We start from the raw sequence: 12749 nt of genomic DNA, 5'->3' as shown, positions 1-12749 counted from the left end.
CACGTTTTCGCTTTTCGCAAGCAATTCACGTTTAGGGACGTTTATTAATGCCAACCATTAACCAACTCGTGCGTCAGGGCCGCACGGTCGAAGTTGTCAAATCCAAGAGCCCTGCTATGGAAAACTGCCCTCAGCGCCGCGGCGTGTGCACCCGTGTGTACACCACGACGCCTAAGAAGCCTAACTCCGCTCTGCGTAAGGTTGCCAAGGTGCGCCTGACCAACGGCTTCGAGGTCATCTCCTACATCGGTGGTGAAGGCCACAACCTGCAAGAGCACAGCGTTGTTCTGGTGCGCGGCGGCCGTGTGAAGGACTTGCCCGGTGTGCGTTACCACATCGTGCGTGGCTCCCTTGACCTGCAAGGCGTCAAGGACCGCAAGCAATCCCGTTCCAAGTACGGCGCGAAGAAGCCCAAGGCCAAGTAAGCCCTGCGTTTTTTCGAGGAAGGTGCTGTATCCCGCGTGGCGCGAGATTCAGCGTAGTGACCCCAAACGCAAGTGTTTTGCGCGGGTCGAGTAAGTGGGAGTCCTGTTGACTCTCGCGGTGTCTGAAAAGATGCCAACTGAAGCAAGATAGAGGTAAAAAATGCCACGTCGTCGCGAAGTCCCCAAACGTGAAATCCTGCCGGATCCCAAGTTCGGCAATGTCGAGCTGTCCAAGTTCATGAACGTGATCATGGAAGGCGGCAAGAAGGCGGTCGCAGAACGCATCATCTACGGTGCCCTGGACCTGATTCAAAAGAAGCACCCTGACAAAGACCCGCTGGAAGCCTTCGTTGTTGCCATCAACAACGTCAAGCCCATGGTCGAAGTGAAGTCCCGCCGTGTTGGCGGTGCCAACTACCAAGTGCCCGTCGAAGTGCGCCCCGTGCGTCGCCTGGCCCTGTCCATGCGTTGGCTGAAGGAAGCCGCCCGCAAGCGCGGCGAGAAGTCCATGGCCCAGCGCCTGGCCAACGAACTGCTCGAGGCCACCGAAGGCCGTGGCGGCGCCATGAAGCGCCGTGACGAAGTTCACCGCATGGCCGAAGCCAACAAGGCATTCAGCCACTTCCGCTTCTAAGAGCACTTCGCTCCCGATCAGACAGGCCGCATGCATTTTTGCCTGCGGCCTTGTCTCGATTAGGAGCATCCCCAGATAAGACTGCTGTCCGTCTGCACCATGAGGCTGGAACGGGCAGAGACTCCCTCCATACGATCAAGGATCCATCATGGCTCGCAAGACCCCCATCGAGCGCTACCGCAACATCGGTATCTCCGCCCACATTGACGCAGGCAAAACCACCACCACGGAACGTATCCTGTTCTATACCGGTGTGACCCACAAGCTGGGCGAAGTGCACGACGGCGCTGCTACGACCGACTGGATGGAGCAAGAGCAAGAGCGCGGCATCACCATCACTTCCGCTGCAGTGACCTGCTTCTGGAAGGGCATGGACCTGTCCTACCCCGAACACCGTTTCAACATCATCGATACCCCCGGCCACGTGGACTTCACCATTGAGGTGGAGCGTTCCATGCGCGTGCTGGACGGCGCCTGCATGGTGTACTGCGCCGTGGGCGGCGTGCAGCCCCAGTCGGAAACCGTGTGGCGCCAAGCCAACAAGTACAAGGTGCCCCGTCTGGCCTTCGTGAACAAGATGGACCGTACCGGCGCCAACTTCTTCAAGGTCGTTGACCAGATGAAGCTGCGCCTGAAGGCCAACCCCGTGCCCGTCGTGATCCCGATCGGCGCCGAAGACAACTTCAAGGGCGTGGTCGACCTCGTCAAGATGAAGGCCATCATCTGGGACGAAGCCTCGCAAGGCATGAAGTTCGAATACCACGAGATCCCCGCCGAGCTGGTGGAGACCGCCAACAAGTGGCGTGAGAACCTCGTGGAAGCCGCCGCTGAAGCCAGCGAAGAGCTGATGAACAAGTACCTGGAAGAAGGTACTCTGTCCGAAGAAGACGTGAAGGCCGGCCTGCGCGCTCGTACGCTGGCTACCGAAATCCAGCCCATGCTGTGCGGTACCGCTTTCAAGAACAAGGGTGTGCAGCGCATGCTGGACGCCGTGATCGACTACCTGCCGGCGCCTGTGGACATCCCTGACGTCACCGGTACCGATCCCGAAAACGAAGAAACCAAGCTCAGCCGCAAGGCCGACGACGGTGAAAAGTTTGCGGCACTGGCCTTCAAGCTGATGACCGACCCGTTCGTCGGTCAGCTGACCTTCGTGCGCGTGTACTCGGGCGTCCTGACCAAGGGCGACACCGTGTTCAACTCGGTCAAGGGCAAGAAGGAACGCATCGGCCGTATCGTGCAGATGATGGCCAACGAGCGCGTGGAAGTCGAAGAAATCCGCGCCGGCGACATCGCTGCCTGCGTGGGCCTGAAGGACGTGACGACCGGCGAAACGCTGTGCTCCGTGGACGCCCCCATCGTGCTGGAACGCATGGTCTTCCCCGAGCCCGTGATTGCACAGGCCGTGGAGCCCAAGTCCAAGGCCGACCAGGAAAAGATGGGCATCGCCCTGTCGCGCCTGGCTGCCGAAGATCCGTCGTTCCGCGTGCGTACCGACGAAGAATCGGGCCAGACCATCATCGCCGGCATGGGCGAGCTGCACCTGGAAATCATCGTTGACCGCATGAAGCGCGAATTCAACGTGGAAGCCAACGTGGGCAAGCCCCAGGTTGCCTACCGCGAAACCATTCGCCAGAAGGTCGTGGACGTGGACGGCAAGTTCGTTCGCCAGTCCGGTGGTAAGGGTCAGTACGGCCACGTGGTGTTCACGGTCGAACCCCAGGAACCCGGCAAGGGCTTCGAGTTCGTCGACGCCATCAAGGGCGGTGTGGTTCCTCGCGAATACATCCCCGCAGTCGAGAAGGGCGTGATCGAAGCGCTGACTTCCGGCGTGCTGGCTGGCTACCCTGTCGTGGACGTGAAGGTCACGCTGACCTTCGGTTCGTACCACGATGTGGACTCGAACGAAATGGCGTTCAAGATGGCCGCCATCTTCGGTTTCAAGGAAGCTGCCCGCAAGGCCAGCCCCGTCATCCTGGAACCCATGATGGCTGTGGAAGTCGAGACGCCTGAAGACTACGCCGGTACCGTGATGGGCGATCTGTCCTCGCGTCGCGGTATGGTGCAGGGCATGGACGACATGGCCGGCGGCGGCAAGTCCATCAAGGCTGAAGTGCCTCTGTCGGAAATGTTCGGCTACGCCACGTCGCTGCGCTCGCAGACGCAAGGCCGCGCTACGTACACGATGGAGTTCAAGCACTACTCTGAAGCTCCCCGTAACGTGGCTGAAGCCATCGTTGCTGCTCGCTCGAAGTAAGCTTTTTTGTATAATTGAAGGCTTTTGAATCGCAGCACCCAGGCGTTTTGGCGCCGGGGTGCTGCGGTTTTTGCCGGTCTGCGATCCCATGCCGCCCTGTCACCTGTGCGGGGCGACCAAGCAATGGGGTGCAGACCTTAAACATCACACAGGTTTTGCTCTTTCGGAGAAATCATGGCAAAAGAAAAATTCCAGCGGAACAAGCCGCACGTCAACGTTGGCACCATCGGTCACGTGGACCACGGCAAGACGACCCTGACGGCTGCTATCGCTACCGTTCTGTCCAAGAAGTTCGGCGGCGAAGCCAAGGCTTACGACCAGATCGACGCAGCACCTGAAGAAAAGGCTCGCGGCATCACGATCAACACCGCCCACGTCGAGTACGAAACGGCCGGTCGCCACTACGCTCACGTTGACTGCCCCGGCCACGCCGACTACGTCAAGAACATGATCACCGGCGCTGCTCAAATGGACGGCGCCATCCTGGTGTGCTCGGCCGCTGACGGCCCCATGCCCCAGACCCGCGAGCACATCCTGCTGGCCCGTCAGGTGGGCGTGCCCTACATCATCGTGTTCCTGAACAAGTGCGACATGGTGGACGACGAAGAGCTGCTGGAACTGGTCGAAATGGAAGTGCGCGAGCTGCTTGCCAAGTACGACTTCCCCGGCGACGACACCCCCATCATCCGCGGCTCGGCCAAGCTGGCCCTGGAAGGCGACCAGTCCGACAAGGGCGAACCTGCCATCCTGCGCCTGGCTGAAGCACTGGACTCCTACATCCCCACGCCCGAGCGCGCTGTGGACGGTGCCTTCGCAATGCCCGTGGAAGACGTGTTCTCGATCTCTGGCCGTGGCACCGTGGTGACTGGCCGTATCGAGCGCGGCATCATCAAGGTCGGCGAAGAAATCGAAATCGTCGGTATCCGCGACACCCAGAAGACCATCGTCACCGGCGTGGAAATGTTCCGCAAGCTGCTGGACCAAGGTCAAGCTGGCGACAACGTGGGTCTGCTGCTGCGCGGCACCAAGCGTGAAGACGTGGAACGCGGCCAAGTGCTGTGCAAGCCCGGCTCCATCAAGCCCCACACCCACTTCACGGCTGAGGTGTACGTGCTGTCCAAGGACGAAGGTGGTCGCCACACTCCGTTCTTCAACAACTACCGTCCCCAGTTCTATTTCCGTACGACCGACGTGACCGGCTCCATCGAGCTGCCCGCCGACAAGGAAATGGTGATGCCTGGCGACAACGTGTCGATCACCGTCAAGCTGATCGCTCCCATCGCCATGGAAGAAGGTCTGCGCTTCGCTATCCGCGAAGGTGGCCGTACCGTGGGCGCTGGCGTGGTTGCAAAGATCATTGCGTAATTCTTGGAAAACTAGGAATACACAATGTCCAAGCAAAAAATCCGCATCCGCCTGAAGGCGTTTGACTACAAGCTGATCGACCAGTCGGCTGCTGAAATCGTTGACACTGCCAAGCGCACCGGCGCGATCGTCAAGGGTCCCGTGCCCCTGCCGACACGCATGAAGCGTTTCGACATCCTGCGCTCGCCGCACGTCAACAAGACCAGCCGCGACCAGTTCGAAATCCGCACTCACCAGCGCCTGATGGACATCGTTGACCCGACTGACAAGACGGTTGACGCTCTGATGAAGCTGGACCTGCCCGCAGGCGTGGACGTCGAGATCAAGCTGCAATAAGAACTTCACGGCCCCTTGCGGGGCCGTTGAAGGGCTTTGATTTAACGCGAACTTGCTTGAAAAGGCAGTTCGCGTTAAAATTTGGGGCTTCGCCTTTCTTGAGCGAAGTTTTATCAACCTTCTTTCGTGCGCAAGGCCTTGGACATCTGGGGCGGGAGCGCAACGCTGGGCCAATTGCAGTTTCAGCGGCGAAAGTTTTGGAGCAAACAAATGAGTCTGAGCAACTCCCTCGGGTTGCTGGGTCGCAAGGTGGGCATGATGCGTCTGTTCACCGATGACGGGGACGCAGTGCCCGTCACGGTGGTGGATGTGTCCAACAACCGTGTGACTCAGGTCAAAACCCAAGAGAACGATGGCTACGTGGCCCTGCAGGTCACTTTCGGTTCGCGCAAGGCATCTCGCGTGACCAAGCCAGAAGCCGGCCACCTTGCCAAGGCAGGTGTCGAAGCCGGTGAAGTGATGGGTGAATTCCGCGTGACCGAAGAAACCGCTGGCAAGTACGCCGCAGGCTCCGTCCTGCCCGTTGCCGAGCTGTTCTCGGTGGGCCAGAAGGTGGACGTGCAAGGCACTTCCATCGGTAAGGGCTTCGCCGGCACCATCAAGCGTCACAACTTCCGCTCGCAGCGCGCCTCGCACGGCAACAGCCGTTCGCACAATGTTCCCGGTTCCATCTCGATGGCCCAGGATCCAGGTCGCGTGTTCCCGGGCAAGAAGATGACCGGTCACATGGGCGATGAAACCATCACCACCCAAAATCTCGACGTGGTTCGCATTGACGAAGCACGCCAACTGCTCTTGATCAAGGGCGCTGTTCCGGGCTCCAAGGGTGGCTTCGTGACGGTGCGCCCCGCCATCAAGGCCAAAGCTTCCAAGGGAGCGAACTAATGCAGCTCGAACTCCTGAATGAACAAGGCCAGGCCGCATCCAAGTTCGATGCGCCCGAGACTGTTTTCGGTCGTGAATTCAACGAAGACCTCGTCCACCAGATCGTGATCGCCTACCGTGCCAACGCACGTCAGGGCACTCGCGCTCAGAAGGACCGCGAGCAGGTTCGTCACACGACTGCCAAGCCGTTCAAGCAAAAGGGCACCGGCCGTGCTCGTGCCGGTATGTCTTCCTCGCCTCTGTGGCGTGGCGGCGGCCGCATCTTCCCGAATCTGCCTGAAGAAAACTTCACGCAGAAGATCAACAAGAAGATGTACCGCGCCGGTATGGTTGCCATCCTGTCGCAGCTGGCCCGCGAAGGCCGTCTGGCCGTGGTGGACTCGCTGAAGCTCGAAAGCCCCAAGACCAAGGTGCTGGCCGACAAGTTCAAGGCCATGAACCTGGAATCGGTCATGGTGATCGCTGAAGAAGTCGACGAGAACCTGTACCTGGCTTCCCGCAATCTGAAGAACGTGTTCGTGGTCGAGCCGCGCTACGCCGACCCCGTGTCGCTGGTGCACTACAAGAAAGTGCTCGTCACCAAGGGTGCGATCGACAAACTCAAGGAGATGTTCGAATGAGCACGCTCAAGTTTGACGAAGGTCGTCTGATGCAGGTGTTGGTTGCTCCCATCGTGTCCGAAAAGGCCACCATGGTTGCCGAGAAGTCCAACGCCGTGACGTTCAAGGTGCTGCAGAGCGCCACCAAGCATGAAATCAAGGCCGCCGTGGAACTGATGTTCAAGGTGGAAGTTGCTGGTGTCTCCGTGGTGAACATCAAGGGCAAGACCAAGCGCTTTGGCAAGACCACTGGCCGCCGCGACCACGTTCGCAAGGCCTACGTGATGCTCAAGCCCGGTCAAGAGCTGAACCTGTCCGGGGAGGCTGCGTAATCATGGCTGTTATCAAGCTCAAACCGACGACCCCCGGCCAACGCGGCACGGTCAAGGTCACGCGTGACCATCTGCACAAGGGTGCAGGTTTCGCCCCCCTGCTGGAGCCTCAGCACCAGAAGTCGGGCCGTAACAACAACGGTCACATCACCACCCGTCACAAGGGCGGTGGCCACAAGCACCACTATCGCGTGGTGGACTTCAAGCGCACCAAGGACGGCATCCCCGCCAAGGTCGAGCGCATTGAGTACGACCCCAACCGTACGGCCCACATCGCTCTGGTGTGCTATGCCGACGGCGAGCGTCGCTACATCATTGCTCCGCGCAACCTGGAAGTCGGCGCAACGATCGTCAGCGGTTCGGAAGCCCCGATCCGCGTGGGCAACACCCTGCCGATCCGCAACATCCCCGTGGGTTCGACCATCCACTGCATCGAACTGAAGATCGGCGCTGGCGCGCAGATCGCCCGTTCGGCAGGTACGTCGGCTACGCTGCTGGCCCGTGAAGGCATCTACGCCCAAGTGCGTATGCGTTCCGGCGAAGTGCGCAAGGTGCACATCGAATGCCGCGCGACCATCGGTGAAGTCGCCAACGAAGAACACAGCCTGCGCCGTCTGGGCAAGGCCGGTGTGAAGCGTTGGATGGGTATTCGCCCGACCGTTCGCGGCGTGGTGATGAACCCTGTCGATCACCCGCACGGTGGTGGTGAAGGCAAGACCGGTGAAGGTCGTCACGCTGTTGACCCATGGGGCAACCTGACGAAGGGCTACCGTACCCGTAACAACAAGCGCACGCAGTCGATGATTGTGTCGCGTCGCAAGAAGTAAAGGGTAGCAAATGACTCGTTCTCTTAAAAAGGGTCCGTTTGTTGACCATCACTTGCTGGCAAAGGCCGAAAAGGCCGTCGCCACCAAGGACAAGAAGCCCGTCAAGACCTGGTCGCGTCGCTCCATGGTTCTGCCCGAGTTCATCGGTCTGACCATCGCCGTGCACAACGGCAAGCAGCACGTGCCCGTGTATGTGACTGACCAGATGGTCGGCCACAAGCTCGGCGAATTCGCGCTGACCCGTACCTTCAAGGGTCACCCGGCGGACAAAAAAGCCAAGAAGTAAGGAATAGAACATGTCTGAAACACGTGCTGTTCTCCGTGGCGTCCGCCTGTCTGTGGACAAGGGTCGCCTGGTCGCGGACCTGATCCGCGGCAAGAAAGTGGACCAAGCCCTGAACATTCTGACGTTCACGCAGAAAAAAGCTGCCGTGATCATCAAGAAGGTGCTCGAGTCCGCCATCGCCAACGCCGAGCACAACGACGGCGCCGACATCGACGAACTGAAGGTCAAGACCATCTTCGTCGAACAAGGCACCACGCTCAAGCGCTTCACCGCGCGTGCAAAGGGCCGCGGCAATCGCATCAGCAAGCCCACGTGCCACGTGTACGTGACGGTTGGCAACTGAAAGGCCTGGGAAGAATATGGGACAGAAAATCCATCCTACCGGCTTCCGCCTGGCTGTTAGCCGCAACTGGGCCAGCCGTTGGTACGCAAGCAACCGTGACTTCGCCGGCATGCTGGCCGAAGACATCAAGGTGCGCGAGTTCCTGAAGGCCAAGCTGAAGAATGCCGCCGTGTCGCGCATCCTGATCGAGCGTCCTGCAAAGAACGCCCGCATCACGATCTTCTCGGCACGTCCTGGTGTCGTGATCGGCAAGAAGGGCGAGGACATCGAGAACCTGAAGAAGGAACTCGCAACCCGTCTGGGCGTGCCCGTGGCTGTGAACATCGAAGAAGTGCGCAAGCCTGAAATCGATGCCAAGCTGATCGCCGATTCGATCTGCCAGCAGCTCGAAAAGCGCATCATGTTCCGCCGCGCCATGAAGCGTGCAATGCAAAACGCCATGCGTCTGGGTGCCCAAGGCATCAAGATCATGTCTTCGGGCCGTCTGAACGGTATCGAAATTGCACGTTGCGAGTGGTATCGCGAAGGCCGTGTGCCACTTCACACACTGCGCGCCGACATCGACTATGGCTTCTCCGAAGCCAAGACGACCTACGGTGTGATCGGTGTGAAGGTCTGGGTCTACAAGGGTGACACGCTGGGTCGTAACGACCTGCCGGCAGCCGAGACCCCCCGCCCCGAAGAAGAACGTCGTCCTCGCGGCCCCCGCCGTGATGGTCGCGGCGATGGTCGTCGTGACGGTGCTGGCCGTGGTGCCCGCCGCCCCGCAGGCGCTAACGCAGCACCTGCTGACGGCAGCGATAAGCCCGCCGGCGCTGGCGCTGATTCCGTTAAGCGCGTTCGCAAGACTGACGCGCCCGCTACAGCAGCGGACGGTAAAGGAGAATAAAGATGCTGCAACCTGCTCGCCGCAAATACCGCAAGGAGCAAAAGGGTCGCAACACCGGTATCGCAACGCGTGGTAACTCCGTTGCTTTCGGTGACTTCGGCCTGAAGTCCACTGACCGTGGTCGCCTGACGGCGCGTCAGATCGAAGCGGCTCGCCGCGCGATCTCGCGTCACGTCAAGCGTGGCGGTCGTATCTGGATCCGCGTGTTCCCGGACAAGCCAATCTCTACCAAGCCCGCAGAAGTGCGTATGGGTAACGGTAAGGGCAACCCCGAGTACTACGTGGCCGAAATCCAGCCCGGCAAGGTGCTCTACGAAATCGTGGGCGTCCCTGAAGAGCTGGCTCGTGAAGCGTTCCGCCTGGCCGCTGCAAAGCTGCCGCTGCGTACGACCTTCGTGTCCCGTCAAATTGGTGCCTAAGGAGAACAACATGACGAAAGCTGCTGAACTCCGCCAAAAAGACGTTGCCGGCCTGGAAGCCGAAGTGAAGTCCCTGCAAAAGGCTCACTTTGGCCTGCGTATGCAAAAGGCTACGCAACAGCTGGGTAACACGAACACGCTGCGTACCACGCGCCGTGACATCGCCCGCGCCAAGACCATCCTTGCTGAAAAGCAAGCTGCCAAGTAATCAGGAAGCCGACATGACGGAAGCTAAAAAATCCCTCAAGCGCACCTTGATTGGCAAGGTGGTCAGCGACAAGCGTGCCAAGACCGTGACGGTCATGGTTGAACGCCGCGTCAAGCACCCGATCTATGACAAGATCATGATCAAGTCCAGCAAGTACCACGCTCACGACGAGCAAGGTGAATACAAGCTGGGCGACGTGGTTGAAATCACGGAAAGCCGCCCGCTGTCCAAGACCAAGAATTGGGTTGCTACCCGCTTGGTGCAAAAGGCTGCTCTGGTGTAAGCCTACACAGGCCCACCGGCTGCAAGGCCACAGGAAACGACCCACAATGTGGGTCGTTTTTTCGTTTGGGGACCTCCATTTCGGCGGCCCCCGGTTTTGCACCACAAAGGAGATAGAGATGATCAAAGTCGGAGATGCCCTGCCCGCTGCCACCCTGATGGAATACGTGGAAGTCGAAGGCAATGGCTGCAGCATCGGCCCCAACCCCGTGAAGCTGCCCGAAGCCGCTGCCGGCAAGACCATCGCGGTCTTCGCCGTGCCCGGCGCATTCACTCCCACCTGCTCGGCCAAGCATGTGCCCGGCTTCGTGGAGCAGGCCGAAGCCTTCAAGGCTGCCGGCGTGGACGAGATCTGGTGCCTGTCGGTCAACGACGCCTTCGTGATGGGCGCGTGGGCCCGTGACCAGAAGACCGACGGCAAGGTGCGCATGCTGGCCGACGGCGATGCCGCCTTCGCCAAGGCCACCGGCCTGACGCTGGACCTGAACGGCAAGGGCCTGGGCCTGCGCAGCAACCGCTACTCCATGCTGGTCAAGGACGGCAAGGTCGCCACGCTGAACGTGGAAGGCCCTGGCAAGTTCGAAGTCAGCGACGCTGCCACCCTGCTGGGCCAGGCCAAGGCCTGATCCTGATCGTGTGCTGCAGGCCTGCCGGGCCTGGGCACCGCGCTTTTGCGAAAAAAGGCATTGCACCCAGGTGCAATGCCTTTTTGTGTTTCAGGAGGCCGCTTCAGCCGGGCCTAGAAGATATCGGCCTTGAGGTAATGCGCCCCTGCGATGGGGTTGTGATAGTAGGGCGGGATTTCCTGGAAGCCCAGGTCCGTGTAGAGGGCGCGCGCCGACTCCATATCGTCCAGCGTGTCCAGCAGCACATGGTCATAGCCGGCCTGGCGCGCCACATCGAGCATGGCCTCGGCGAGCTGGCGGCCCAGGCCGAAACCGCGAAAGGCCTTGCGCACGAACAGGCGCTTCATCTCGGCGGCGTTGGCGTAATCGCAGTTGTCCAGCGGGCGCAAGGCGCAGCAGCCGGCCACGGCGCCATCGACCTTGGCCAGCAGGATGTGGCCGCGCGGCGATGCGTAGTCGCCAGGCAGATCGGCGATCTCGGCCTCGAAATCTTGAAATTGCAGATCGACATCCAGGCTTGCGGCGTACTCCTGGAAGATCTGGCGGACTTCGTCCATGTCTTCCAGGGGATTCGGCGCCAGCAAGGCGACAGCAGGCTTGTCCACGGGCACTTGGCTAAAACGACGGAAAACGCAGTGTAGCGGCAAGCTGGCAACATCTGGCCACGCCGTCAGAAAGCACCCCCCAGCTGCTGCACCCACCATGCGGCGGCCCCCGCCACCAACGCCAGGACCAAGGCCAACAGGCGGCTGGCTGCCGTGTCGCGTGAAGAGGGCAGGGGTTCGGGCAAGTGCTTGTCTCCCGTCACCATGGCGCGCACCAGGCCCCGTCCGCGCCAGGCATAGAACAGGATGGCCAACAGGTGCAGGGCCACCAGCGCGTACAGCAGATACTGCCCCCAGTGCGCGTGGTAGGCGGTGGCCTGTGCCACGGTGTCGCCCGATACAAAGCGTCCCAGCGGGCCGGAGAACGCAATCTCGTCGTCGCTGAGCAACCCGCTGCCCACCTGGGCGATCAGCACGGCCAGCATGGCAAACACGGACAGGGCGCCCAGCGGGCTGTGGCCTGCGCTGTCTCTCTCCGTTCCTTGTCCCCGCACATGGCGCAGCACGGTGGCGGGCGCGTGGATGAAGCTGGCAAAGCGCGACCAGCGGCCGCCCACCAGGCCCCAAAGCAGGCGGAACAGCAGCAGGGCCAGCATGGCATGGCCCAGCAGCAGATGCCAGTTCATGGCATTGCCGCCCAGCTTGGCCGTCACGACCAGGCCGACCACCGTTGCGGCCAGCAGCCAGTGAAACAGCCGGGTGGGCAGGTCCCAGATGCGGACCTTGTGCTTGGCGGCGCCTTGTGCGGTCGATTCTTGTGCCATGGCATGAAAGCTGGGATGGGGATGGGGCATTGTGCCGCCCCGCATTCCTGCGAGGACCAGGAATGCACCCTGGCCGTGGTCAATCAAAGCGGCGCCGGCAAGACGCCGCTGCCATACTGGCCCGGCAGATTTCCCCACACTCCCAAAGGAAAACCACGATGAAGAAAGTTTCTGCATGGGCGCTGGCCGCCCTGCTGGCCGCCACGGCGCTGCCCGCGTCCGCACAGTTCGCCAAGTCCGAAGACGCCATCAAGTACCGCCAGGGCGCGCTCGCCGTGCTGGGCCAGCACTTCGGGCGCCTGGGCGCCATGGCGAACGGAAAGATCCCCTTCGATGCCAAGGCGGCCCAGGAAAACGCCGAGGTGGTGGCCTTCATGGCCAAGCTGCCCTGGGCCGCGTTCGGCGCGGGCACGGAAGGTGGAAAGGCCAAGCCTGAAATCTGGAAGGAGCAGGCCAAGTTCCAGGACCTGTCGGAGAAGATGCAGGCCGAGACGGTCAAGCTCGCGGCTGCGGCCAAGTCCGGCAACCTGGACCAGCTCAAGGCGGCCTTCGGCCCGGCCGCCGCCAGCTGCAAGGCGTGCCACGACAGCTTCCGCAGCCGTTGAGCGGCGGGCGGAGGATGCCCCAATGAAAAACCGGCCTGGTGCCGGTTTTTTTGTGCCCTGGT

19 protein-coding genes are annotated in these 12749 nt (G+C 60.9%); 17 read left to right on the top strand and 2 right to left on the bottom strand.

Annotated elements, in window-relative coordinates; genetic code table 11:
• Positions 1-47: 47 nt before the first annotated feature.
• The 16 genes from rpsL to A4F85_RS21860 all read left to right on the top strand — a co-directional run bounded on the left by rpsL (position 48) and on the right by A4F85_RS21860 (position 10713).
• Complete coding sequence (gene rpsL, locus A4F85_RS21935; protein ID WP_012202325.1) at positions 48-425, top strand: 30S ribosomal protein S12; 378 nt, start codon at positions 48-50, stop codon at positions 423-425.
• A 160-nt stretch (positions 426-585) separates the two neighbouring features.
• A complete protein-coding gene (gene rpsG, locus A4F85_RS21930) occupies positions 586-1059 on the top strand; it encodes a 30S ribosomal protein S7 (RefSeq protein WP_012202326.1) in 474 nt (157 codons plus the stop codon).
• 148 nt (positions 1060-1207) lie between these two features.
• Positions 1208-3316, top strand: a complete 2109-nt coding sequence (gene fusA, locus A4F85_RS21925; RefSeq protein WP_013800248.1) for an elongation factor G — start codon at positions 1208-1210, stop codon at positions 3314-3316.
• Between the two features lie 174 nt (positions 3317-3490).
• Positions 3491-4681, top strand: a complete 1191-nt coding sequence (gene tuf / locus A4F85_RS21920; RefSeq protein ID WP_013800249.1) for an elongation factor Tu — start codon at positions 3491-3493, stop codon at positions 4679-4681.
• A 24-nt stretch (positions 4682-4705) separates the two neighbouring features.
• Positions 4706-5017: a 30S ribosomal protein S10 gene (rpsJ, locus tag A4F85_RS21915; RefSeq protein ID WP_003059431.1), complete on the top strand. Its 312-nt coding sequence runs from the start codon at positions 4706-4708 to the stop codon at positions 5015-5017.
• A gap of 210 nt (positions 5018-5227) precedes the next feature.
• Positions 5228-5902 carry a 50S ribosomal protein L3 gene (gene rplC, locus A4F85_RS21910; protein ID WP_012202329.1) on the top strand — a complete coding sequence of 225 codons (675 nt, stop codon included), beginning with the start codon at positions 5228-5230 and terminating at the stop codon, positions 5900-5902.
• Positions 5902-6522, top strand: a complete 621-nt coding sequence (rplD, locus tag A4F85_RS21905) for a 50S ribosomal protein L4 (protein WP_012202330.1) — start codon at positions 5902-5904, stop codon at positions 6520-6522. Before rplC ends, rplD begins: the two co-directional genes overlap by 1 nt.
• Positions 6519-6833, top strand: a complete 315-nt coding sequence (gene rplW / locus A4F85_RS21900) for a 50S ribosomal protein L23 (protein WP_012202331.1) — start codon at positions 6519-6521, stop codon at positions 6831-6833. Before rplD ends, rplW begins: the two co-directional genes overlap by 4 nt.
• 2 nt (positions 6834-6835) lie before the next feature.
• Entirely contained in the window at positions 6836-7660 is an 825-nt protein-coding gene (gene rplB, locus A4F85_RS21895; RefSeq protein ID WP_012202332.1) for a 50S ribosomal protein L2, read from the top strand.
• Between the two features lie 10 nt (positions 7661-7670).
• The gene (gene rpsS / locus A4F85_RS21890; protein ID WP_012202333.1) at positions 7671-7946 is read left to right on the top strand and encodes a 30S ribosomal protein S19; all 276 of its coding nucleotides are present in this window, start codon (positions 7671-7673) and stop codon (positions 7944-7946) included.
• A gap of 10 nt (positions 7947-7956) precedes the next feature.
• On the top strand, positions 7957-8289 hold the full coding sequence (rplV, locus tag A4F85_RS21885; RefSeq protein ID WP_012202334.1) for a 50S ribosomal protein L22: 333 nt from the start codon (positions 7957-7959) through the stop codon (positions 8287-8289).
• Positions 8290-8305: 16 nt separating this feature from the next.
• A complete protein-coding gene (rpsC, locus tag A4F85_RS21880; protein ID WP_012202335.1) occupies positions 8306-9178 on the top strand; it encodes a 30S ribosomal protein S3 in 873 nt (290 codons plus the stop codon).
• Positions 9179-9180: 2 nt separating this feature from the next.
• A complete protein-coding gene (rplP, locus tag A4F85_RS21875; protein WP_012202336.1) occupies positions 9181-9597 on the top strand; it encodes a 50S ribosomal protein L16 in 417 nt (138 codons plus the stop codon).
• Between the two features lie 10 nt (positions 9598-9607).
• Entirely contained in the window at positions 9608-9805 is a 198-nt protein-coding gene (gene rpmC / locus A4F85_RS21870; RefSeq protein WP_012202337.1) for a 50S ribosomal protein L29, read from the top strand.
• Between the two features lie 13 nt (positions 9806-9818).
• On the top strand, positions 9819-10088 hold the full coding sequence (gene rpsQ / locus A4F85_RS21865; RefSeq protein ID WP_012202338.1) for a 30S ribosomal protein S17: 270 nt from the start codon (positions 9819-9821) through the stop codon (positions 10086-10088).
• 118 nt (positions 10089-10206) lie between these two features.
• Positions 10207-10713, top strand: a complete 507-nt coding sequence (locus A4F85_RS21860) for a peroxiredoxin (RefSeq protein WP_013800250.1) — start codon at positions 10207-10209, stop codon at positions 10711-10713.
• Positions 10714-10826: 113 nt separating this feature from the next.
• Here A4F85_RS21860 and A4F85_RS21855 read toward each other — a convergent pair whose 3' ends face one another.
• Complete coding sequence (locus A4F85_RS21855) at positions 10827-11318, bottom strand: GNAT family N-acetyltransferase (RefSeq protein ID WP_043780357.1); 492 nt, start codon at positions 11316-11318, stop codon at positions 10827-10829.
• 65 nt (positions 11319-11383) lie between these two features.
• The gene (locus A4F85_RS21850; protein ID WP_063328055.1) at positions 11384-12082 is read right to left on the bottom strand and encodes a cytochrome b/b6 domain-containing protein; all 699 of its coding nucleotides are present in this window, start codon (positions 12080-12082) and stop codon (positions 11384-11386) included.
• Positions 12083-12240: 158 nt separating this feature from the next.
• Between A4F85_RS21850 and A4F85_RS21845 the strand changes: the two genes are divergently transcribed.
• The gene (locus A4F85_RS21845) at positions 12241-12687 is read left to right on the top strand and encodes a c-type cytochrome (RefSeq protein WP_034397888.1); all 447 of its coding nucleotides are present in this window, start codon (positions 12241-12243) and stop codon (positions 12685-12687) included.
• The last annotated feature ends 62 nt before the right edge of the window (positions 12688-12749 follow it).

It is taken from the genome of Delftia sp. GW456-R20, from assembly GCF_001622915.1.
GTDB classification, from domain to species: Bacteria; Pseudomonadota; Gammaproteobacteria; order Burkholderiales; family Burkholderiaceae_C; genus Comamonas; species Comamonas acidovorans.
The sequence above is the reverse complement of the archived record's forward strand: the minus strand, read 5'-3'. Positions and strand labels throughout refer to the sequence as shown.

Bases quoted from the DNA above. Each gene is read 5' to 3' on its own strand.
- rpsL (WP_012202325.1), top strand. From the start codon at position 48: ATGCCAACCATTAACCAACTCGTGCGTCAGGGCCGCACGGTCGAAGTT.
- rpsG (WP_012202326.1), top strand. From the start codon at position 586: ATGCCACGTCGTCGCGAAGTCCCCAAACGTGAAATCCTGCCGGATCCC.
- fusA (WP_013800248.1), top strand. From the start codon at position 1,208: ATGGCTCGCAAGACCCCCATCGAGCGCTACCGCAACATCGGTATCTCC.
- tuf (WP_013800249.1), top strand. From the start codon at position 3,491: ATGGCAAAAGAAAAATTCCAGCGGAACAAGCCGCACGTCAACGTTGGC.
- rpsJ (WP_003059431.1), top strand. From the start codon at position 4,706: ATGTCCAAGCAAAAAATCCGCATCCGCCTGAAGGCGTTTGACTACAAG.
- rplC (WP_012202329.1), top strand. From the start codon at position 5,228: ATGAGTCTGAGCAACTCCCTCGGGTTGCTGGGTCGCAAGGTGGGCATG.
- rplD (WP_012202330.1), top strand. From the start codon at position 5,902: ATGCAGCTCGAACTCCTGAATGAACAAGGCCAGGCCGCATCCAAGTTC.
- rplW (WP_012202331.1), top strand. From the start codon at position 6,519: ATGAGCACGCTCAAGTTTGACGAAGGTCGTCTGATGCAGGTGTTGGTT.
- rplB (WP_012202332.1), top strand. From the start codon at position 6,836: ATGGCTGTTATCAAGCTCAAACCGACGACCCCCGGCCAACGCGGCACG.
- rpsS (WP_012202333.1), top strand. From the start codon at position 7,671: ATGACTCGTTCTCTTAAAAAGGGTCCGTTTGTTGACCATCACTTGCTG.
- rplV (WP_012202334.1), top strand. From the start codon at position 7,957: ATGTCTGAAACACGTGCTGTTCTCCGTGGCGTCCGCCTGTCTGTGGAC.
- rpsC (WP_012202335.1), top strand. From the start codon at position 8,306: ATGGGACAGAAAATCCATCCTACCGGCTTCCGCCTGGCTGTTAGCCGC.
- rplP (WP_012202336.1), top strand. From the start codon at position 9,181: ATGCTGCAACCTGCTCGCCGCAAATACCGCAAGGAGCAAAAGGGTCGC.
- rpmC (WP_012202337.1), top strand. From the start codon at position 9,608: ATGACGAAAGCTGCTGAACTCCGCCAAAAAGACGTTGCCGGCCTGGAA.
- rpsQ (WP_012202338.1), top strand. From the start codon at position 9,819: ATGACGGAAGCTAAAAAATCCCTCAAGCGCACCTTGATTGGCAAGGTG.
- A4F85_RS21860 (WP_013800250.1), top strand. From the start codon at position 10,207: ATGATCAAAGTCGGAGATGCCCTGCCCGCTGCCACCCTGATGGAATAC.
- A4F85_RS21850 (WP_063328055.1), bottom strand. From the start codon at position 12,082: ATGGCACAAGAATCGACCGCACAAGGCGCCGCCAAGCACAAGGTCCGC.
- A4F85_RS21845 (WP_034397888.1), top strand. From the start codon at position 12,241: ATGAAGAAAGTTTCTGCATGGGCGCTGGCCGCCCTGCTGGCCGCCACG.